The organism is Caulobacter sp. FWC2 (genome assembly GCF_002742625.1).
Taxonomy (GTDB): domain Bacteria; phylum Pseudomonadota; class Alphaproteobacteria; order Caulobacterales; family Caulobacteraceae; genus Caulobacter.
The window spans coordinates 4,345,004-4,365,982 of sequence record NZ_PEBF01000001.1 but is presented as its reverse complement, the minus strand read 5'-3'; the positions used below and the strand labels follow the sequence as shown (position 1 = coordinate 4,365,982).

The 20,979-nt window shown below is 68.2% G+C and carries 16 protein-coding genes; 3 read left to right on the top strand and 13 right to left on the bottom strand.

Going from position 1 to position 20,979, the window contains the following annotated elements:
- Positions 1-30 precede the first annotated feature (30 nt).
- From CSW62_RS20705 to CSW62_RS20685, 6 genes are all read right to left on the bottom strand, one after another.
- The gene (locus CSW62_RS20705; protein WP_099581125.1) at positions 31-1,146 is read right to left on the bottom strand and encodes a hypothetical protein; all 1,116 of its coding nucleotides are present in this window, start codon (positions 1,144-1,146) and stop codon (positions 31-33) included.
- Positions 1,147-1,343: 197 nt separating this feature from the next.
- Positions 1,344-2,570, bottom strand: a complete 1,227-nt coding sequence (locus CSW62_RS20700) for a TetR/AcrR family transcriptional regulator (protein ID WP_099581123.1) — start codon at positions 2,568-2,570, stop codon at positions 1,344-1,346.
- A 146-nt stretch (positions 2,571-2,716) separates the two neighbouring features.
- Positions 2,717-3,907 (bottom strand): hypothetical protein, encoded by a 1,191-nt coding sequence (locus CSW62_RS20695; protein ID WP_099581121.1) that lies wholly within the window; start codon positions 3,905-3,907, stop codon positions 2,717-2,719.
- A gap of 3 nt (positions 3,908-3,910) precedes the next feature.
- Positions 3,911-4,948, bottom strand: coding sequence for an MBOAT family protein (locus CSW62_RS20690; protein WP_199170655.1), 1,038 nt, complete (start codon positions 4,946-4,948; stop codon positions 3,911-3,913).
- Positions 4,949-4,968: 20 nt separating this feature from the next.
- Positions 4,969-5,313 carry a hypothetical protein gene (locus CSW62_RS26645; RefSeq protein ID WP_199170654.1) on the bottom strand — a complete coding sequence of 115 codons (345 nt, stop codon included), beginning with the start codon at positions 5,311-5,313 and terminating at the stop codon, positions 4,969-4,971.
- A 77-nt stretch (positions 5,314-5,390) separates the two neighbouring features.
- Positions 5,391-7,322: a hybrid sensor histidine kinase/response regulator gene (locus CSW62_RS20685; protein ID WP_099581119.1), complete on the bottom strand. Its 1,932-nt coding sequence runs from the start codon at positions 7,320-7,322 to the stop codon at positions 5,391-5,393.
- Between the two features lie 134 nt (positions 7,323-7,456).
- Between CSW62_RS20685 and CSW62_RS20680 the strand changes: the two genes are divergently transcribed.
- The 3 genes from CSW62_RS20680 to rpoD all read left to right on the top strand — a co-directional run bounded on the left by CSW62_RS20680 (position 7,457) and on the right by rpoD (position 13,236).
- Positions 7,457-8,683: a serine hydrolase gene (locus tag CSW62_RS20680; RefSeq protein WP_099581117.1), complete on the top strand. Its 1,227-nt coding sequence runs from the start codon at positions 7,457-7,459 to the stop codon at positions 8,681-8,683.
- Positions 8,684-8,882: 199 nt separating this feature from the next.
- Positions 8,883-10,817: a DNA primase gene (gene dnaG, locus CSW62_RS20675; protein ID WP_099581114.1), complete on the top strand. Its 1,935-nt coding sequence runs from the start codon at positions 8,883-8,885 to the stop codon at positions 10,815-10,817.
- Positions 10,818-11,274: 457 nt separating this feature from the next.
- Positions 11,275-13,236, top strand: a complete 1,962-nt coding sequence (rpoD, locus tag CSW62_RS20670; protein WP_099581111.1) for an RNA polymerase sigma factor RpoD — start codon at positions 11,275-11,277, stop codon at positions 13,234-13,236.
- An 89-nt stretch (positions 13,237-13,325) separates the two neighbouring features.
- Here the strand turns inward: rpoD and CSW62_RS20665 are convergent, their stop codons facing one another.
- The 7 genes from CSW62_RS20665 to CSW62_RS20635 form a co-directional block, all read right to left on the bottom strand.
- Positions 13,326-13,829, bottom strand: coding sequence for a VOC family protein (locus CSW62_RS20665; RefSeq protein WP_099581109.1), 504 nt, complete (start codon positions 13,827-13,829; stop codon positions 13,326-13,328).
- 303 nt (positions 13,830-14,132) lie between these two features.
- Positions 14,133-16,220, bottom strand: coding sequence for a response regulator (locus tag CSW62_RS20660; RefSeq protein ID WP_099581107.1), 2,088 nt, complete (start codon positions 16,218-16,220; stop codon positions 14,133-14,135).
- 13 nt (positions 16,221-16,233) lie between these two features.
- Positions 16,234-16,911, bottom strand: a complete 678-nt coding sequence (locus tag CSW62_RS20655) for a class I SAM-dependent methyltransferase (RefSeq protein ID WP_099581105.1) — start codon at positions 16,909-16,911, stop codon at positions 16,234-16,236.
- 67 nt (positions 16,912-16,978) lie between these two features.
- Positions 16,979-18,040, bottom strand: coding sequence for an endo-1,4-beta-xylanase (locus tag CSW62_RS20650; RefSeq protein ID WP_099581103.1), 1,062 nt, complete (start codon positions 18,038-18,040; stop codon positions 16,979-16,981).
- A gap of 1 nt (position 18,041) precedes the next feature.
- Positions 18,042-18,461 (bottom strand): flagellar export protein FliJ, encoded by a 420-nt coding sequence (locus CSW62_RS20645; RefSeq protein ID WP_099581101.1) that lies wholly within the window; start codon positions 18,459-18,461, stop codon positions 18,042-18,044.
- The gene (gene fliI / locus CSW62_RS20640; RefSeq protein ID WP_099581099.1) at positions 18,461-19,795 is read right to left on the bottom strand and encodes a flagellar protein export ATPase FliI; all 1,335 of its coding nucleotides are present in this window, start codon (positions 19,793-19,795) and stop codon (positions 18,461-18,463) included. Before fliI ends, CSW62_RS20645 begins: the two co-directional genes overlap by 1 nt.
- Positions 19,796-19,941: 146 nt before the next feature.
- Positions 19,942-20,946, bottom strand: coding sequence for a CocE/NonD family hydrolase (locus CSW62_RS20635; protein WP_099581097.1), 1,005 nt, complete (start codon positions 20,944-20,946; stop codon positions 19,942-19,944).
- Positions 20,947-20,979: the final 33 nt, after the last annotated feature.

The following is a 20,979-nucleotide window of genomic DNA, read 5'->3' as shown; positions in this document are numbered from 1 at the left end:
CGACTTTAGCGTCGGCCCCGCCGATCCGCCCTACAGATAATCCAACATGCTCGGCGCGCCGGCCACCTCGCCGTCCGCGTTGAACATCTCCGCCAGCTTGTCGCTCGCGGCCTGCAGCTCGACCAGCTTGGAATAGACCTCTGGGGTCCAACCGGTGGCGTCGCGTTCCTCGGTGGTCATGCCGGCGTAGCGGGTGATCATCGCCTTGCCGAAGCCGCCGTCCGCGTCCGAGGCCGACTGGTAGCTGGCCTTGATGGCGTCGCTGTCGCGCTGGCGGATCTCGGCCTTGGCCTGGGCGATCTCGTGGCCTGAGAACTGCTCGTCCTTGTTCAGGGCCACCGCCGACAGCGAGCGGTCGTCGAAGCGGCGGAAGTCGATCGCGCCGCTGCTGCCGTCCTTGGCCGCGTCGGGGGCGACGGCCAGTTCGTACTGCTTGTCCAGCGCGGTGCGGACGTCGCCGGCCACCTTGCCGAAGTCGCGGGTCTTGGCCCCGGCGACGATGCTGCCGGTTTCCTTCATGTAGGCGGCGACGCTGTCGTTCTCGATGCCGGCGGGGGACAGGCCCGGGCGGGCGATGGCCTGCTTGCGGCCTTCGACCAGGGCGGCGCGCTCGGTGGTCCAGGCGGTGGAGGCCTTCTCCTCCGGCCCGGCGGCGTCCATCTGGTCGAGGGCGGCCTGGTAGAGGCTGGCATAGTCGCCGGTCAGCCGCGCCTGGGCGGCGGGGCTGGCGAGCGCGGTGTCGTGCTGGTCCTTCAAGGCGAGCGACGCGACGACCTGCTGGTCCATCGGGAACTGGCCGCCTTTGTTGCTGGCCACGGCGTAGAGGCTGCGGCGATCCATGCCGGAAAGGTCGATGGTCGCGTCGCCGTTGTTCAGGGCGCTCTTGGTTCCGGCCGCCTTCAGCAGGCTGGCGATCTGGGCGCGGGCGTCGGAGACCACCGTGTCGACGGTGCGGGAGTCGGTCTGGGCCTTCAGCGCGGCCTGGGCGGCGGCCGAGAGGGTGACATTGACCGCAGGCGTGTTGATTGTCGGGCTCTGGTCGCGGGTCGTGCCGTTGGCGGCGGCCTGCTGGGCGCGCTGCGCGGCCGTCTGCCCGGCGGTCAGGCCAGGGGCGTAGGTCGACGAATACGGATTGATCGTCGTCATGACGGCGGGGCTCGAAGCGACTCAGTCGCGTCAGGGTACAGCCGTCAGCGGGGGGAGGCGAGACTATGGTTAATAGGTCGCAACCTTTGGTCCGTCCTCGTCCTTCGACAGGCTCAGGATGAGGACTACTGTCTCGCCGTCGCCGGAGAAAACCTCATCCTGAGCTTGTCGAAGGACGGGGTTTTCGGTTCCTCGGCTTAGTTCAAGACCCCCGTCAGCAGCGGCCTGGCGAACAGCTCGGCCGCTTCTTCTCGTTCGAGCCCCGGCGTCCAGGCGCCCAGGCTGGCGGCGGCGTTCAGCATCGAGTTGATCATGTGGGCGGCGATGCTGGGGTCGATCGGGCGGACCGAGCCGTCGGCGATGCCGTCGGAGATGATCGAGGCGAAGCGCTGCCAGCCGCGCATGTAGCCGTCGGCCATGTCGTGGCGCAGGGTGTCGGGCAGGGCGCCCAGCGACGAGGCCCGCAGCAGCGGCCCGTGCTCGGACAGCTGATAGCTGGTCAGGCCGGCGGCGGTCGAGACCAGTCGGGTCCAGTTGTCGGTCGGCAGGTCGCGGGCGTCCAGCTGCGAGCGGCGGGTGACGGTGAAGGTGCGCTCGAAGCACTCGGCGACCAGGGCGTCCTTGTCGTCGTGGTGGTGGTAGAACGAGCCCTTGGTGACGTTCAGCGCCGCCGAGATTTCCTCGACCGAGGCGCCGCGATAGCCGCGCTGGTTGATCAGGCGGGTGGCGGCCACGAGGAAGGTCTCGCGCCACTCCAGGCCCTCGGGCGACACCGGGGTCGGGTCGGGCAGGGCGCGCGGGGCCCAGACCTGGCCGGCGGCGGGCAGGCCGTTCAGCAGGATGTCGCCCATCCGGTCGCGCACGCGGCCATAGTCGTCGACATCGTAGCGGCGCAGCCAGCGGCCCGACCAGAACACCTGCTCCATCAGCAGATGGGTGCGGGCCGTGCGCTGGCGCTTGTCCAGGTGGGCCAGGCTGGGATCGTCGAAGAAGCCGCGCACCCGGCGGAACAGGTCGTTGAAGGCGTTGACCACCGAGCCGCGCAGGGGCTCCTTCAGGGCCTTGATCTCGGCGAAGCTGGTCAGGGGCGTGGCCTCGCCCAGGCGGACCCGGCGGTTCAGATCGAGGTAGAGGTCCAGGAACTTCAGGATGCGCGCGGCGGGCGCGGCCTCGGCGGCGGCCTCCTCGACCATGGCCTCGAAGCGTTCCAGGCCGCGCATGAAGCAGGCGGCGGCAAGGTCGTCCTTCTTGCGGTAGTAGTAGGTGACGCTGGTGGTGTTCAGCCCGACATTGGCGGCGACGTCGGCCAGGGTCATGCCGCGCACGCCCTGGCGGTTCAGGATGGCCGTAGCCGCCGCCAGGATGCTCTCCTTCTTGCGGGCGTAGCGCGCTGTCGCCGCCCCCGCGACCCGACCGTCATCCATCGTCACATCCCCAAGTCCCGTCACCAAAAATCGGCGGCCGCGCCGGTGACTGGACTGTCCGGTCCAATCTAGGCGCGAGGAGGGCCGGCTTAAAGGGCGCTCCGTCCGTCGAGGGACAATTGGCGCTGACCTAGCGTCAGGGTTTGTCAGGAATGTTTCAGCGCGGCGGGTTTTGACACGGCTTCGCGGGCCATCTCGGTTTCGACCAGATCCAGGAACCTGCGACCGACCAGGCCGCCGGTCTGGCTCTCGACCTGTTCCAGCACCACGACGTCCGAGGCGATCAGGTCGTTCAGCACGATTTCCGGCGTCGCGGTCAGCGGATAGGCGACACCGTCGCGGTACTCGATGGGCGCCAGGGTCAAGTAGCCATAGTTCCGCGCCCGCCGGGCCAGTCGGGCCTGGGTCAGGAACAGGGCCAAAGGATCGAAGAAGCTGTCATTGACGGCGGTGACCGTGAACGCGCCCGAGCCGGGCGGCCCGACGGGGCGTGGGGTGACCGCCGGGGCTTTCCAGCCCTTCGGCGGCTGGCGCAGATTCAGCAGGCTCGAGAGATCGCGGTCCAGGCCGACCTCGTCCGGCGCCTGGGCGATGTCCCAGTCCAGCGCCGGCGTGGCCAGGCCCTGGCGGTTCAGCTCGCCGACGAAGGCGCGCGCGGCCAGGGCGACGCCCAGCTGGTTCCAGTGGATGCCGTTGCGGGGGAACATCTCGTAGCCGAGCTTGCCCCGCTGGGCCTCCAGGGTGGCGCGGCCGTCGACCCAGTGGATGCCCGCTTCGGTCAGCGCTCGCCTGGCGGCGGGATAGACGCTGTCGCGCTTGGCCGCGCAGGGATAGCTGGCGGGAACAAGGTCCGGGAACCAGGTCGTCTTGATCGGGGCCAGCACGTAGACGAATTTCTGACCGCGCGCCTCGAACCAGTCCTGGGCCCGGCGCAGGCGGCGGGCGTAGTCGGGCATGGCCGCGACGTCGACCTTCAGCTTCAGCCCGCAATGGGCTTCGATATAGCTCTCCTCGAACAGCGCGCCCTTGCGGCCCCGGATAATCGAGCCCGAGGCCATGGACGAGGTCCCGAAGGCGTTCCATTGGGCCTGATTGTAGGCGCGGACGATGGCTGGGCGCGGCGGGAGGGCGGCGGCGGCGCGAGCCTCGGCGGCCTTCTGGTACTCGCCATGCCAAAGGGCGGCGGGCGTCAGGGCGATCTTGTCCGGCGGCAGCTGCATGCCCAGCAGGCTCGTGTCGGCGGGCCGTTCCTTCAGGGCCGAGGCGCCGATCGCGCCGAGGCCGGCCAGCACGGCCAGGGCCAGGATCCGGGGCGTCCAGGTGAGCAAAGCGCGCATGGCCTAGAACCGGAAATAGAGGAACGGGTTGAACGTCGTCGTCACGGCCTTGGCGATGGCCAGAACGCCCAGCAGGACGATGGCCAGCGACGCGGCGGCCCGGGCGGCCGGGATCGCGGCGGCGCGCTCGGTCAGGGTGCGGACCAGCGGCGTCGCCGCGACCAGGGCGCCGATCAGGCCGATGGCCATGGCCGCGGCCTCGTGGCTGCGCACCGCCAGGAACTGGCCTTCCAGACCCGGCCGCGCCATGGCGCCCAGCACCGCGCCCAACTGCGGCAGGCCGTGGCTGCGGAAGATCGCCCAGCCGATCATGACCAGCACCAGCGTGCCGGCCACGCGCATCGGCGAGGGCAGGCGCTGGGTCCATGTCCACCAGCTCTGGCGATCAAGCACCATGAACGCCCCATGCCAGACGCCCCACAGCACGAAGGTCCAGGCCGCCCCATGCCACAGACCCGACAGCAGAAAGCAGAGCCACAGGTTCAGATAGGTCCGCGCCGCCCCATGCCGGTTGCCGCCCAGCGGGATGTACAGATAGCTGCGGATCCAGGTGGTCAGCGAGATGTGCCAGCGCTTCCAGAACTCGGTGAAGCTCGTCGCGCCATAGGGATGGGCGAAGTTCTCTCGCAGGCGGAAGCCGAATATCCTCGCCAGGCCCAGCGCCATGTCGGAATAGCCGGCGAAGTCGAAATAGATCTGCACGGTAAAGGCCAGCACGCCGATCCAGGCGCCGGCAAAACCGATCGGACCGTTGGCGGGATCGAAGGCGCGGTCGGCGACCTGGCCGCAGACGTCGGCGATCAGCACCTTTCGCGCCAAGCCCCACAGGAAACGCAGCAAGCCCCAGGTTCGGTCGTCCCAGTCCGCGCGGCGTTCGCGCAGGGCGTCGTCGATCTCGTGATATTTTATGATCGGCCCGGCCAGGACCTTGGGAAAGAAGAACACGAACAGCAGGTAGTCGCGCAAGGACCGGACCCGCTGGCTTTCGCCCCTGCGCAGGTCGACCAGATAGGTGATCTTCTCGAAGACGATGAACGACACGCCCAGCGGCAGGGCGAGGTTCAGGTGCGGCAGCGGTGCGACGCCCAGGGAAGAGAGGGGGGCTGGACGGAGTCGATCAGAAAGTCGGCGTACTTGTAGACGAACAGCAGCAGGATGTTGGCGCTGACCCCGACGGCCAGCCAGCGGCCGCCCTCCGGTCCAGGCCGGGTGACCCTATGGCCAAGGCCATAGTCCAGCAGCGCCGAGGCCAGGACGACGAGCACCGCGACCGGCTCGCCCCACGCGTAGAACAGCAGGCTGGCGACCAGGAGGACGGCGTTCTTCAGGACCCGGGGCGCGAGGACATACAGCAGCAGCGCCGGCGGCAGAACGAAGAACAGGAACAGCGGCGACGAAAAGAGCATGGACCCCCGGCTCGACTTCCCGGGCGAGGGTTAGCGGCGGCGCGGCGGTTTGAACAGGGGGACGACCGTAATCCCGATCAAGAAGCTCTCAGCGTCGCCGCGGGTTCGGCGGTCAGGGCCCGGACGATGGCTTGGGTCAGGGCCAGAGGCGACAATGGCTTGGCGATCGCCCCGTCCATGCCGGCCGCCAGATAGCTGGCCTGCTGGTGGGCCAGGGCGTTGGCGGTCATGGCCAGGATGGGAACCTTGCCGGCCGAGCCCTTCAGGGCGCGGATGCGCTGGGTGGCCTCGATCCCGTCCATGACGGGCATCTGGATGTCCATCAGGATCAGGTCAAAGCCCGCGCGGGCCGCGGCCACGCCCTGGACCCCGTCCTCGGCGGTGGCCACCCGGGCGCCCAACGCCTCCAGCATGCGGCTGGCGATCAGGCGGTTGGTGGCGTTGTCCTCGACCAGCAGCACATTCAGGCCTTCGAACAGCGCGGCGTCGGGCTCGTCGGTATGCGCCGCCGGTTCGGCGCAGGCGTCGGCCTCGACCTCCAGCCAGAAGGTCGAGCCCTTGCCCTGTTCGCTGGTGAAGCCGACCTCGCCGCCCATCATCTCGGCCAGGCGGCGGCAGATCGACAGGCCCAGGCCCGAGCCGCCGAAACGGCGGGTGGTCGAGCCGTCGCCCTGCCGGAAGCGTTCGAACAGGCGCTTGCCGGAGTCCTGGTCGATGCCGACGCCGGTGTCGGTGATCTCGAAGCGCAGGCGCAGCTTGCCCTCAGCGCGCTGGCCCGAGAGGCGCGCGACGACGCCGCCCTCCAGCGTGAACTTCACGGCGTTGCCCAGCAGGTTGAACAGGGCCTGGCGCAGGCGCAGCGGATCGGTGGCCGCCCAACCCAGCTCGCCCTTCTCGCCTCGGCGCGGCGCCTCGACGCGAAGATAGAGGCCCTTCGACTCGGCCTGGGGCCGCAGCATGTCGGCGACGCCGGCCAGCAGCTCGGCCGGATCGACCGGCTCGGAGCCCAGCTCCAGCTTGCCGGCCTCGATCTTCGAGAAGTCGATGATGTCGTTGAGCAGCTCCGACAGCATCTCACCGCAGCCCAGCGCCTCGTTCAGCAGCCGGCGGCCGTCGTCGGTCAGCGTCTCGGTCTTCAACAGGTGCAGCACGCCCAGCACGCCGTTCATGGGGGTGCGGATCTCGTGGCTCATATTGGCCAGGAACTGGCTCTTGGCCTCGGCCGCGCCCAGGGCCGCGTCGCGGGCCTCGACCAGCTCGGTGACGTCCTGGCTGATGCCGATGACGTCCCAGGCGTTCGGACTGGCGCCGCGCACGCCGCGCCAGGCGCAGTGCATGTGCGCCCAGTTGTCGGTCGCGGGATCCAGGTACCGGTAGTCGATCTCGACATGCTCGCCGGTGCGCAGGGTATGGGAGAAGACCTCCCAGACACGCTCGCGGTCCTCGGCGTGGATCGACATCGTCATCTCGGCGATGGTCATGGTCCGCACCCCGCCTTGCGGCGCGCTGGGCGTGGGGATGTCCTGCTCGAAGACGTAGACGCCCTTGCGCGGATCGAAGCGCCAGACATAGACGCCGGCGGCGCTGCGGACCAGTTCATTGGAGCGCTCGGCCTGCTGGCGGGCGATCTCGCGGGCGCGCTCCTCGCTGAAGTCCTGGTAGACGATCATCAGGCCGCCGCCTTCCAAGACCTTGGACTTCGAGCGCACCCAGAGCCAGCCGCCGCCCTTGCGGGCCAGGCGGTGCTCGCCGGACGCCTGGCCGGTCGCCTCCAGCGCCCGCCCGATGTCCTCGATGACCGGCCTGTCGTGCAGGTGGAAGAAGTCGTGCATGTGCCGGCCGACCGACTCGGCGGGCGACCAGCCGGTCAGCTGCACCCAGGCGGGATTGACCCGGGCGATCGTTCGGCCGTCCAGGACGACGAACATGTCGAGGCTGCTCTGGAAGAACCAGTCGGCGGCCGCGGCTTCAATTCTGGAGGCAGCCTCGGCGTCCAAGACCTTGCCCATCCCCGTTTCCTCGTTTTCAATCGATACTCGCAGGATCGGGTAAAGTTTACGTTGCGGCAAAAAGCCCCGTCTTCGATTTCGATTTAGCGGTACGCAAACACGACCAGAGCAGGTCGGAAGGGGAGACCAGGATTTTGAGCACGCCAGAAGCCGTCGGACTATCGAGCGAGCGATTGAAGCGCATCGATAGCTTCATCCAGTCCAAGTATATCGACACCGGAAAACTGCCCTGCGCCCTTACCCAAGTCTGGCGGCGCGGCCAACTGGCCTACACCTCGGTGCTGGGCAGCGCTGATGTCGAGCGGGGAAAGCCGCTGAAGGCCGACAGCCTGTTCCGCATCTACTCAATGACAAAGCCGGTCACGAGTGTGGCCTTCATGATGCTGGTCGAGGACGGCCTGGTGTCGCTGGACGATCCGGTGCACCGCTTCATCCCGGCCTGGCGCGACCTGGGCGTGTTCGCCGCCGGAGTCGAAGGCGCGTTCCAATCGAAGCGCGCCAGCGAGCCGATGCGGACGATCGACCTGCTGCGGCACACCTCGGGCCTGACCTATGGCTTCCAGCAGCGAACCAATGTCGACGCGGCCTATCGCAAGCTGAAGCTGGACGGCGTCGACAGCGAGGGCGGCCTGCAAGGCTTCGTCGACACGCTGGGGACGGTGCCGCTGGAGTTCTCGCCGGGCGAGGCCTGGAACTATTCGGTCTCGACCGACGTGCTGGGCTATCTGGTCGAGAAGATATCGGGGGTGCCGTTCGACGTCTTCCTGAAGACCCGAATCTTCGACCCGCTAAAGATGGTCGACACCGGCTTCTTCGTGCCTGAAAGCCAGCGCGAGCGCTTCACCGCCTGCTACGCCCTGACCCCCTCGGGCCGGGTGGTGCTGCAGGACGATCCGGAGAAGAGCCGCTACTTCAAGGATCCGTCGATGAAGTCGGGCGGCGGCGGCCTGGTCTCGACGGCCGACGACTACATGCGCTTCTGCCGGATGCTGCTGAACGGCGGCGAGCTGGGCGGCGCGCGCCTGCTCAGCCCCAAGACCATCAAGCTGATGACCATGAACCACCTGCCGGGCGGCAAGGAGCTGGTCCAGGTCTCCAAGTCGCTGTTCAGCGAGGCGGTGTTCGAAGGCCTGGGTTTCGGCCTCGGCTTCGCCATGACCATCGACCAGGCCCGGACCAAGAACCTGGGCTCGCTGGGCGAGTATTTCTGGGGCGGCATGGCCTCGACGGCGTTCTGGATCGATCCGGTCGAGGACCTGGCGGTGGTGTTCATGACCCAACTGATGCCGTCGACCTCGTACCCGATCCGCCGGGAGCTGCGGACGCTGGTCTATTCGAGCTTCACCGAAGCGGCAGGGTAGAGGGCTCCCCGGCAATGCGGGGGCGCTGTCACGAGCGAGGGGGGCTATGTTCCTAGGGCCGAGCTTTGATCGGTTAATCTGTGGGTAACTTGTGCGGGACTCGCCATATGGCTATGGACGCCCGCCCACGTCCGGTTCTGGCGAGGCGGCTCGCCAGATAAGGTGTCGGGTTCAAACCCGTGAAGTACCGCCCACCTCAATGCGTTTCGACGACCGCTTCCTCGAAGAACTGAAGTCCCGCCTTCGCCCGTCCGACGTCGTCGGCAAGACGGTGAAGCTGCGCCGGCAGGGGCGTGAGTATGCGGGGCTGTCGCCGTTCACCAAGGAGAAGAGCCCGTCGTTCTTCGTCAATGACGAGAAGGGCTTCTATCACTGCTTCTCCAGCGGCAAGCACGGCGACATCATCAGCTTCCTGCAGGAGACCGAGCGGCTGACCTTCGCCGAGGCGGTGGAGCGCCTGGCGGCCGAGGCCGGCATGAGCCTGCCTGCCGTCGACCCGCACGCCGCCCGCGAGGAACAGAAGCGCTCGTCTCTCGGCGACTGGATGGAGCTGGCGACCGCCTGGTTCGAGAGCGAGCTGCGCCGGCCCGTCGGCCAGGCCGCCCGCGCCTATCTGGAAAAGCGCGGCCTGCCCGAGACCGAGTGGAGCCGCTTCCGCATCGGCTTCGCGCCCAACACCCGCACGGGCCTCAAGGACTATCTGGTCGCCAAGGGCGCCAAGCCGGGCGATCTGGTCGACGCCGGCGTGCTGATCTCGCCCGAGGACGGCGGCCAGCCCTATGACCGCTTCCGCGACCGGATCATCTTCCCGATCACCGACAGCCGGGGGAAGGTGGTGTCGTTCGGCGGGCGGGCCATGGATCCCAACGCCCGCGCCAAATACCTGAACGGTCCCGAGACCGGTCTCTTCCACAAGGGGCGGGTGCTGTACGGCCTGTTCGAGGCCCGCAAGATCCTGCACGAGGGCCAGAGCGGCGGCGGCAAGCCGCCGATGGTGGTGGTCGAGGGCTATATGGACGTCATCGCCTGCCAGCGCGCGGGCGTGCCGGCGGTGGCGGCCATGGGCACGGCCCTGACCGAGGAGCAGATGGAGGGCCTCTGGCGCCTGCATCCGACGCCCACCCTGTGCTTCGACGGCGATAAGGCCGGGCAGCGGGCGGCCGACCGCGCCATCGACCGCGCCCTGCCGCTGCTCAAGCCCGGGCGCTCGTTCCTGTTCTCCATGCCCGTGGGCGGCAAGGACCCCGACGACGTGCTGCGCGAGCAGGGGCCGGCGGCCCTGAAGGCCCAGCTTTCCGACACCAAGCCCTTCGTCGAGGCCCTGTTCGACCGCGAGAAGGCCGTCGAGCCCTTCGACACGCCCGAGCAGCGCACAAACCTCAAGGTCCGCCTGCGCACCCTGGCGGCGACCATCGCCGACAAGGACCTGGCCCACGCCTATAAGGAAGAGCTGCTGGACCGCCTCGACGAGATGCGGGCGGCGCGGCGGGTCAAGACCGACGCCAGCGACGCGGGCCGGCAGCTGTCCCGCCAGCGCTGGGACAACACGCCCCGCAAGGGCGGCTGGGGCAAGCCTCGGATCGAGGGCTCCACGGCCGAGGGCCGCGCGGCCGCCCAGGCCCTGCAGCACGCCCCCAAGCCCTTCTCGGCCGCCCTGCTGATCGCCGCCATCCGCGATCCCAAGGTCGTCGACGACCGCATCGAGGTGCTGATGAACCAGGGCCTGGGCGACGCGCGCCTGGACGGCATCGCCCAAGAGCTGGTGAACCTGCGCATGGAGGCCGACCATGTCGAGACCGGCATGCTGCGCGGCCGCCTGGCCTCGGTCGGCTACGACGCCGGGGTCCTGGCGCTGCTGGAGCGTTCCGCTTCCGGCGTCAAGGCGCTGGATGTCGGCCAAAGCGCCGCCCAGAACCCGGAAGAAGCCATCCGCGTCCTCTGGTCGCAGGCCTTCGACCTTCTGATCCGCCTGACGGCCCTGGAGCGGGCGGTCGACGACGCCAAGATCGACCTGGTCGATGACAGCGATTTCCAGACCCTGCTGCGCCTGAAGACCGAAAGGGACGCGGTCAAGCGCCTGATCGACAGCGGCGGATGGACCGATCCGGAGATGGTTTCGCAGGTCTTGCACTAGCCTCCGTCCGTCCCGGACAGGGTCGGGTTGTCGCAAATGTTTGCAGTAGCGGGGCCGTGCCATCTTGACACCGGCGTCACCCAAAGCCATTTGCCGACTCAAGGATTTGCCAAGCAGCTGATTGACATCGCTCGGGCCGCCGTTGCGCGCGCCCTCATCGAAACAGGATGTCACCCTCGCCGCGGCCCCAGGTCCCCAGCGGTCGCCGACCCGATCAGGGAAAGCGTCAGGCCGCGCCCACGCCATATGGTCTCCGCCGGGTCTCTCGCGGAGCGCTTCCACATGGACAGCCCGGGCGCGTCTGGCGAATTCTGACGGGAACGTGATCCCTGGGAAAGCGCTGACTCAGAACCCTGACTTGCTGGGGGAAGCGCGCGACGGGCAGGCGACTCCTTTTCGATACGGATTTTTTCGGCGCCGCTCTTGCACGACGGCGGTGTCGATTTCGGAGAGCTTGATGAGCAACAATTCCTCGGCCGAGACGGAAGCGCCCGAAACCAACGGCGGTGACGGCCCCCTGCTCGACCTGACCGACGCCGGCGTAAAGAAGTTCATCAAGCAGGCCAAGGCCCGCGGCTACGTCACGATGGACGAGCTGAACAAGGTTCTGCCGTCCGAGGAAGTCAGCCCTGACGCCATCGAAGACACCCTCGCCATGCTGAGCGAGATGGGCGTCAACGTGGTCGAGGCCGAAGAAGACGCCGAGGGCCAGGAAGGTGGCGAAGTCGCCACCCGCGACGAGAACACCACGGTCATCACCAGCGAGAAGCCGGCCGCCTACGACCGCACCGACGACCCCGTGCGCATGTATCTGCGCGAAATGGGTTCGGTCGAGCTGCTGTCGCGCGAGGGCGAAATCGCCATCGCCAAGCGCATCGAGGCCGGCCGCGACACCATGATCCGCGGTCTGTGCGAATCCGCCCTGACCTTCGAAGCCATCATGGTGTGGCGCGAGGAACTGGGCACGGGCCGCATCCTGCTGCGCGAAGTCATCGACCTGGAAGGCACCTACGCCGCCATCAACGGCGTCGCGGCCCAGCCGGCCGCCGACGAGGATGAAGCCGAACCGGCCGAGCCCGTCGACCAGGAAGCCGGCGCCGAACCCAAGCCCGAGGGCGAAGGTGACGACGACGACGATTTCGACGACGGCGCCGGCCCGACCGTCAGCGCCATGGAAGGCGAGCTGCGCGAAGGCGTGATGGCCATCCTGGACGCCATCGCCAGCGAGTTCGAGAACTTCCGCAAGCTGCAGGACAAGCTGGTCGGCAGCCGCCTGAAGGGCGAGGACCTGACCGACGCCGATCGCAAGGCCTATGAGGGCCTGTCGCAGACGATCATCCAGCACCTGAAGACGCTGAAGCTGAACAACAACCGCATCGAGGCTCTGGTCGAGCAGCTCTATGCGATCAACAAGCGCCTGATCGGCCTGGAAGGCCGCCTGCTGCGCCTGGCCGACAGCTACGGCATCAGCCGTGGCGAGTTCCTGAAGGCCTATTTCGGTTCGGAGCTGAACCCGACCTGGTCGGATCAGGTCAAGGCCATGGGCGTGCGCTGGACCAAGTTCGTCGAGAACGACAGCCAGTCGGTCCTCGACATCCGTGGCGAGATCGCCGCCCTGGCCACCGAGACCGGCGTGCCGATCGACGACTATCGCCGCATCGTCCAGACGGTCCAGAAGGGCGAGCGTGAAGCCCGCCAGGCCAAGAAGGAAATGGTCGAGGCCAACCTGCGTCTCGTGATCTCGATCGCCAAGAAGTACACCAACCGCGGCCTGCAGTTCCTGGACCTGATCCAGGAAGGCAATATCGGCCTGATGAAGGCCGTCGATAAGTTCGAATATCGTCGCGGCTACAAGTTCTCGACCTACGCCACCTGGTGGATCCGTCAGGCCATCACCCGCTCGATCGCCGACCAGGCCCGCACCATCCGCATCCCGGTGCACATGATCGAGACGATTAACAAGATCGTCCGCACCAGCCGCCAGATGCTGCACGAGATCGGTCGCGAGCCGACCCCGGAAGAGCTGGCCGAAAAGCTGGCCATGCCGCTGGAAAAGGTCCGCAAGGTCCTGAAGATCGCCAAGGAGCCGATCTCGCTCGAAACGCCGATCGGCGACGAGGAAGACAGCCACCTGGGCGACTTCATCGAGGACAAGAACGCCATCCTGCCGATCGACGCGGCCATCCAGAGCAACCTGCGGGAAACCACCACCCGCGTGCTGGCCTCGCTGACCCCCCGGGAAGAACGGGTTCTGCGGATGCGTTTCGGCATCGGCATGAACACCGACCACACCCTGGAAGAAGTCGGCCAGCAGTTCTCGGTCACCCGCGAACGCATCCGCCAGATCGAAGCCAAGGCCCTGCGCAAGCTGAAGCACCCCTCGCGGTCGCGGAAGCTGCGGAGCTTCCTGGACTCCTAGGAGTTCGGGCTCAGCCTGAATACAGAAGACGCCCCGGTCGCAAGGCCGGGGCGTTTTCGTTTGATCCTCCCCTTTCGGGGACCACCCCGTCAGGCGTTTTCGAGGGTTCTCGCCTGGGGCTGGTGGTCGTCGAGGGCCATGTTCGGGTCGGCCATCTCGGTGACGGCATTGGCGAAGCCGAGATATTCGGCGGCGAAGGTCGGGGGCAGCAGTTCGACCAGCCAGGTGTTCTCGATCCACACCTCGACCACGCGGAAGTGGCCGCCGCGATCGCAGATGAAGGCGTCCCAGCCCTTGGCCTGGGCGCGGGCCAGCACGTCTTCCTGGCTCATGGCGACGCTCAGCGCGAAGTGGGTCGGCGAGCGGCCGAGGGCCTCCGGCTGCCGCAGGAAGATCGCGCCGGGCTCACCGTTCGGAATCATGACGCTGCCGGCGGGATAGATCTCGACGGCGGTGCCATGGCCGTCGGCCTTGAACACCATGCAACTGCCGGGATTGGGCGGGAAGTCGACGACGATCCCGTTCATGATGTCGGCGAAGAACTGGCCCACGCCTTGAGGATCGGCGGCGGCGACGGACAGATGATGGATCATTTCATTTTCCCTTTGTCGAGGCGCAGCCGATCCCGTGGCGCGCGACGACTGCCGCGCGCAGGATTTAAGCTCACCTTTTGCTGTTCACTGATCGGCGTTACGCGCCGAGGCCGCGCGATTTACGGGCGGTCCGGGTAAGTCTCAACTTACAAGACCGTCATGAAGCCGATTTAACCTTGAGCTGGACCACCCTGAACCTTGCCTGACCTTGGCGAACGTAACGGGCGCGGGCTAGCCGCGACCCGCGCGCCTGTCGCGGCGTGCGCGACGGACGGGGCCGTGGATGAGACCAGGCGATGAAACTCAGGCGTGCGCGGCGTCGCCCTGCTCAGCGTGGTCGATGGGTTCGGACCGGCCTTCCAGCGCCCGGGCGACGGCCGCGAACAGCTCCTCGCGGCGGATTGGCTTGGGCACGTGGTCGTCCATGCCGGCGGCGCGACAGCGGGCGATCTGCTCGGGCAGGGCATCGGCGCTGAGCGCGATGATCGGGATCGCCGACACGGGACCGGGCAGGGCGCGGATGGCGCGCGTGGCGGTCAGGCCGTCCATCCCCGGCATGTGTACGTCCATCAGGACGAGATCGAAGCCGCCGGCCTTGACCGCCTCGAGCGCCTGGGCCCCGTCCTCGGCGGTGGTCACCTCGCAGCCAGCCAGGGTCAGCAGGGCCATGCCCAACTCGCGGTTCATCGGGTGGTCGTCGACCAGAAGCACGCGGGCGGCGCGCTCGGGCGCGGTCTCCGGCGCGGGGCAGGCGGCCGAGGCCGGCCCGACGGCCGGCTGGGCGGTCAGGGTGATCCAGAAGCGGGCGCCGTGGTCCAACTGGCTCTCGACGCCGATCTCGCCATCCATGGCGCTGACCAGGGCCTTGCTGATCGCCAGGCCCAGGCCGGTGCCGCCATAGCTGCGGCTGATCGAGCTGTCGCCTTGCGAGAAGCGCTGGAAGAGCTTGGTCTGGACCTCGGGGGCGATGCCGATGCCGGTGTCGGTGATCTCGAAGCGCAAGGCGCCAGGGGCGGGGCCGGCGGTCAGGCACGCGACCACGCCGCCTTCGCGGGTGAACTTCACGGCATTGGCCAGGACGTTCAGCAGCACCTGGCGCAGGCGGGTCTCGTCGAGGGCCAGGGGCGCGTCGACGTCGCCTTCGAACATCGTCCGCAGATAGAGGCCCTTGGCCGCCGCCTCGGGGGTGACGATGTCCACGGCGTCGCGCAGCAGGGCGGCGGGCGAGACGGGCGTCAGGGTCAGGTCCAGGCGGCCGGCCTCGACCTTGGCGAAGTCCAGCAGGTCGCCGACGATCTCGGCCAGCGAGCGGCCGGCGCGACCGACCAGGTCGAGGCGCCGACGGTTCTCGGTCGAAAGGGTCGGATCGTCGGCCACCAGCGCGGCGAAGCCCAGGATGCTGTTCAGCGGCGTGCGGATCTCGTGGCTGATGGTGGCCACGAAGTCGGACTTGGCGCGGTTGGCGGCCTGGGCCCTGGCCTGGGCGGCGCGGGCGGCGGCGGTCCGGCGGACCAGCAGGGCCTGAAGGCGCGCCTGGCGGCCCAGGGCCAGGGCGGAGACCAGGCCGACGGCGTAGAGCACGATGTGGAAGATCAGGGCGTGGCGCAGCGGACCCAGCGCCGCCTTGATGTCGATGCCTGTGCGATGGAGCACGGCCGGGATCGCCACGGCCATCGAGCCGGTCACCGCGATCGCCACGGCGCGCGGTCCGCCCCGGAAGGCGGCCAGCAGGACGGGGGCGAACAGCATCACCCGGTAGTCGCCGTCGATGGCGAAGATGACAGCCGAGGTCGCCAGGACCAGGCCCTGGGTGGCCAGGCCTTCCAGCGGGCGGACCTTGAAGCCCTCGCGATGGCGGCGGTCCGCCAGGATCAGCACGACGGGCAGGGCGATGGCCGCCCCCAGCACGTTCGAGGCGGTCCATTCGCTCCAGTTGTGGAAGAACGGCCGCGCGCGGCTGGCCATCAGCAGGCCATTGACCAGCGCCGAGCCGATGGCCGTCAGGATCGAGGCGGAGGCGATCACCGCCAGCAATCCGCGCGAGTCTCGGACCCTGGCCGGCACGCCGATCGCCCGCATCACGAGCGCGATGATGATGGTCTGGGGCGTATCCAGGACCGAAACGATGGCCACGAAACGCCACGGCACGCCGAGCGCCAGCTCCAGCCCGATATGCACCAGCGTGGTGGCGATCAGGAAGCCGATCGCCTGGCGGCGCGGCAGCACCATGAGGGCCGCGATCGCCACCGCGTTGGCGGTCCAGAGCGTCGGCACGTTGCGCAGGAAGCTGGCCAGGAAAAGACTGTAGGCCATGGCCGCCGCATAGGCGCACACCAGCGCTATGGGCTTGGCGTTGGCTCGGATGTCCTTGACGCTGGCGGAGGCCCACATCGTGGCGATGGCCCTAGTCGCGGATCGCGATCAGCGACTTGGTCAGGCCGACGAAGGTCTCGTCGACATGGCGCGCGTCGGGGAACAGGAATTTGAACTGCGCCTTGTCCAGCAGCCGCGCGTGCTGGACGTCGCGCATGGCCGCGCCGATGTCGGGCGCCTTTTGCGAGAAGCCGTGCGGGCGCTTCATCAGCAGCTTGGCCCGCGTCTGCTCGGAGCGCCAATGGAAGAACGGGCTGGAGAAGTGCGGCTCGATCGGGAACCAGAAATACGGCGTCTGGACATAGTAGCGCGGCGCCAGGCGCCGGGTTTCCTTGGCGAAGGCCTCCATCCGAACCCAGTCGCCCACGTGCTCGACAACCGAGTTGGAGTGCACGAGGTCAAAGCTCAGGTCGGCGTGCTCGCGCATGTCGCAGGCGTCGCCGACCGCGGCCGTGAACAGCGGATCGTCCACGGTGAAAGGCTGGGGATTGAACAGGCTGATATGGACCTTGTTCGCCTCGAGAAATTTCCGGTCGAACAGGATGTTCCAATAGGTCGGCTCGCCCCCGAGATCGGCGATGCGGCACTGGCCGCGCTCGGCGAAGGTCTTCTCGATCAGGGTGACCACGCGCGCGGCGCGGGCACGGCGGAAGCGCGCCGACAGCGACTGGTCGCTGTCCATGTCCTGGAGGGCGTGGATCAGTTTCATGCGGCCACCTTGTCTCGGGCCGCTTGAGATTTCGTATACGCAAACTGGTGTTTTCGCGGAAACGCCCCTACCGGGAAAGCGTCTCCGCCAGGGCCTGGAACATTGGCTTCGGCCGTCCCGCGCCGTCGAAGGGGAGGGGCTGCTCGGTCGACAGCCGGGCGTGCAGCCAGCTGTCGTTGTCGCGCAGGCCCCAGACGGTGAAGGCGAAGCGCTGCTGCCGAGGCAGGTCCATATAGGCCCCCGCCAGCTCGCGGGTCAGATCGGCCTGGCGGTTCAGAAGGTCGGGCAGGCGCGAGAGGTTGGGCTTGGCGCCCAGCGAGATGTCCAGCTCGGACACGTGGATCGGCAGGCCGAAACTGGCCAGGTCGCGCATGGCCGCGCGGCACAGGCCTGGCCGGGTCTCGTCGATATCCAGATGGCTCTGGGTTCCGATGCCGCCGATCGGCGCGCCGGCCTTAAGCAGGCGCTCGACCGTACGCATGAAGGTCGCGCGCTTTTTGGGCGTATTTTCGAGATTGTAGTCGTTGATGAACAAAACCGCGTTCGGGTCGGCTTCCTTGGCGTGATGGAAGGCCAGGACCATGTGCTCGTCGACGCCCAGGTTGCGCGTCCAGACCGACTGGCGCAGGTCCACGCCGTTGTCGTCCACCGTCTCGTTAATCACGTCCCAGCCCACCGCCTGGCCGCGATAGCGCCCGGCGACGGCCAGGATATAGTTGCGATAGGCATCGGCGAACCGCTTGCCCTGGCCATCCAGCTTCAGGAAGGCGGGCATGGCCTGCGCGTACCAGACCAGGGTCGTGCAATAGAGCCGGATCCCGTTGCTTCGGGCGAACGCGGCGATGGCGTCGGGTCGGTCGAAGCGGAAGCTGCCGTCGTCCTGGAGGATGTACTCCATCTTCATCTCCCACTCGGGGGTGAGCTGGGCGTAGTTCCGGACGAACAGGTCGGCATAGGCCGGGTCCTGAATCTGGGCGTGCTGCACGCAGGCGCCGACCGGCGTCGCGGCGATCGACTTCAAGGGCGTGGCGACGATCGGGCGCCCGGGGGGCTGGCTGGCGGCCTCGCGTCCGCACGCCGAGACGGCGAAGGCCGAGGCGATGGCCGAGCGGCGCGTGAGCCGCCTCACGTCAGCGCGCGCCCATGGCGGCGCGGCGGATGCTCACCTCGTCCATCTGGGCGGCCTCGTAGGCGCCCAGCTTCTTGGCGGCGAGGATCTTGGCCTGGTCGGCGACGTGCTCGTATTTCTTGAGGTTCTCGAAGGCCTCGGAGAGGGCGTCGCGGGCGCCGACCTCTTCCTGCAGGCACTGCTCGATCTGCACCAGCATGTCGGCCTTGCGGCGCTTGTGGCCCTCGCGATAGCCGATCATGTACCAGCCGGCGCTGGCGTCGCCCTCGGCGCTCTTGGCCTCGGCTTCCGCTTCGGCATCCATCATGGCGATGCGCAGCTCAGCCGCCATGCGGCGTTCGGTGATGTCGGCGAGGCGTTTTTGCAGCGTCTCGACCTCGTGGTTCGAGATGCGGATCAGCGAGGCGGCCCACTTGGTCATCAGTACTCACTCGCCAGGATCTGCCCCAGATGACCGAAAGAGTCGTCCAGAGACGTTGCTTCTTCCTTATCCTGGCTGAGGAAAGCCTCAATCGCAGGATTTAGGCGGATCGCGCGGTCGACCACGGGGTCGGCCCCGGCGCGATACGCGCCGATGCGGATCAGTTCTTCCATGTTGGCGTAGGCGGCCATCACCTGGCGCGCGCCCTTGACGATCTCGCGCTCGTGCGGGTGCTGGCAGCCCGGCATGGTCCGGCTGATCGACTTCAGCACGTTGATGGCGGGGAAGCGGCCGCGCTCGGCGATGGCCCGCTCCATGACGATGTGGCCGTCCAGGATACCGCGCGTCGCGTCGGCGATCGGCTCGTTGTGGTCGTCGCCGTCCACCAGCACGGTGAAGAGGGCGGTGATCGGGCCAGCCGTGGTGCCATCGGCGCGGATCGGGCCGGGGCCGGCGCGCTCCAGCAGCTTGGGCAGCTCGGTGAAGACGGTGGGCGTATAGCCCTTGGTGGTCGGCGGCTCGCCGGCGGCCAGGCCGATCTCGCGCTGGGCCATGGCGAAGCGGGTTACCGAGTCCATCAGGCACAGGACTTCCAGGTCCTGGTCGCGCAGGTACTCGGAGATCGCCAGGGTCATGTAGGCGGCCTGGCGGCGGGTCAGGGCCGGCTCGTCCGAGGTGGCGACCACGACGATGGCGCGCTTGAGGCCCTCCTCGCCCAGGGTCTCCTCGATGAACTCGCGCACCTCGCGGCCCCGCTCGCCGATCAGGCCGACGACGACGGCGTCGCAGGTGGCCTCCTTGGCCAGCATCGACAGCAGCACAGACTTGCCGACGCCCGAGCCGGCGAAGATGCCCAGGCGCTGGCCCCGGCAGGTGGTGGTGAAGACGTTCATCGAGCGCACGCCCAGGTCCAGGCGCTCGCCGACGCGGCCCCGGGCGTGGGCCGGCGGCGGCGAGGTCTTCAGCGGATAGGGAACCTCGCCCTGGGACAACGGACCCAGACCGTCGATCGGCTCGCCGAAGGCGTTGATGATGCGGCCCAGCCAAGCCTTGGTCGGGCGGACGACCGCGCCTTCCGGCATGAAGCGGATTTCCGCGCCGGGGCCGACGCCCTCGACCGGACCGAACGGCATCAGCAGGGCGCGGGTCTCGCGGAAGCCCACGACCTCGGCCGGCAGGGGCTTCTGGCCCGGCCGCTCGATCTCGACCCGGGCCCCGACCGTCAGCCGGGTCAGGCCGCCGCGAACCTCGATCAGCAGGCCGTTCACGGCCGCCACACGGCCAAAGATGGTCAGCGGATCGATACGTTCGACAGCGGCGATGAGGCTACGCAAGACGGCTCCTAAACAGCACCGAACCTGTCCGTCGGACAGGTTCGGCGTCTATTCCTTCGAGCGTGACGGCCGCCAAAACCGCAGACACTTTTGGCTGTCACGCTCGTGGGCGCAGACTCGACCATCGTGGTTAATCGGGTGTGAACTCAGCCCTTCGGAAGCGACTTGGCCGGTGCGACCAATTGGTCGGTGAAGAACCGGGTCACCGAGGCGTTGAAATCGCGGTGGAAGGCGCGGCGGTCGAAGCTCGGGGCGCTGGCGCACAGCGCTTGGCTCGCGCCCTGCGGAGCGGTGTCGCAGGGCGTGAGGAAGTCGAAGTGCCGCGCGCCCTCGACGACGTGATAGTCGTGCGGGCGGCCGAGGTTGCGGTGCACGGCCTCGGCATAGTCGTCGCCGGGCAGGATCTCGTCGTCGGCGGCCTTCCACAACTGAATCGGGGCCTTGATCCCCTTCAGTCCGCTTTTGCCGAACGTGAAGCCCAGGGCCGGGGCGGCTGAGACCACGGCCTTGATCCGATCGTCGTGAACCCACTTGGCGGTCAGGGCGCCGGCCGGGATCGGATGGCCGGCGGTCAGCTTGCAGTCGAAGTTCTTCGGATGGGCCAGGCAGTGGCCGGGCACGCGGGACAGGTGCGGCTCGCCGCCCGCCGCCGCCAGCACCGTGAAGCCGCCCGACGAGAAGCCGAACGCCCCGACCTTGTCCGGATCGATCCTGGCCTTCAGCGGCGAGCTTTCCAGCATCCAGCCGATCAGGGCCGACAGCGCGGCGGGCCGGTCGGCCATGGCGGTGGCGCGGCTCTGGTCCTTGTAGTTGTCGCCGGGATGGGTGAGGGCGGCGACGACGAACCCGGCCTCGGCCAGGGCTTGGGCGGTGTCGGCATGACCGCCGAAGAAGCCGCCATTGCCGTGCGACATGACGATCAGCGGCAGGTGCGCGCCAACGATCGGCGCGCCGGCCGCCACCGTGTGGCCCCAGGAGCCCAGGGGCATGAAGGCAGGCGAGGCGTCGGTGGGATACCAGACCCCGACCTCGACCGGCGGTCCGTCGGGGCGCGGCTCATGCAGCACCATGAACCCGGCGTTGGCGGCGATCGCCTGGGACGAGGCGGCGGCCGTCAGCAGGACGGCGAACAGGACAGTACGGAACGACATGGCGACCCTTCAGCGAATGACGATGAAGCCGCT

Coding starts and splice junctions, on each gene's coding strand:
- CSW62_RS20645 (WP_099581101.1), bottom strand. CDS start 18,461: ATGACCAAGTGGGCCGCCTCGCTGATCCGCATCTCGAACCACGAGGTC.
- rpoD (WP_099581111.1), top strand. CDS start 11,275: ATGAGCAACAATTCCTCGGCCGAGACGGAAGCGCCCGAAACCAACGGC.
- CSW62_RS20635 (WP_099581097.1), bottom strand. CDS start 20,946: ATGTCGTTCCGTACTGTCCTGTTCGCCGTCCTGCTGACGGCCGCCGCC.
- CSW62_RS26645 (WP_199170654.1), bottom strand. CDS start 5,313: ATGCTCTTTTCGTCGCCGCTGTTCCTGTTCTTCGTTCTGCCGCCGGCG.
- CSW62_RS20685 (WP_099581119.1), bottom strand. CDS start 7,322: ATGGGCAAGGTCTTGGACGCCGAGGCTGCCTCCAGAATTGAAGCCGCG.
- CSW62_RS20665 (WP_099581109.1), bottom strand. CDS start 13,829: ATGATCCATCATCTGTCCGTCGCCGCCGCCGATCCTCAAGGCGTGGGC.
- CSW62_RS20655 (WP_099581105.1), bottom strand. CDS start 16,911: ATGAAACTGATCCACGCCCTCCAGGACATGGACAGCGACCAGTCGCTG.
- CSW62_RS20705 (WP_099581125.1), bottom strand. CDS start 1,146: ATGACGACGATCAATCCGTATTCGTCGACCTACGCCCCTGGCCTGACC.
- dnaG (WP_099581114.1), top strand. CDS start 8,883: ATGCGTTTCGACGACCGCTTCCTCGAAGAACTGAAGTCCCGCCTTCGC.
- CSW62_RS20695 (WP_099581121.1), bottom strand. CDS start 3,907: ATGCGCGCTTTGCTCACCTGGACGCCCCGGATCCTGGCCCTGGCCGTG.
- CSW62_RS20660 (WP_099581107.1), bottom strand. CDS start 16,220: ATGTGGGCCTCCGCCAGCGTCAAGGACATCCGAGCCAACGCCAAGCCC.
- CSW62_RS20700 (WP_099581123.1), bottom strand. CDS start 2,570: ATGGATGACGGTCGGGTCGCGGGGGCGGCGACAGCGCGCTACGCCCGC.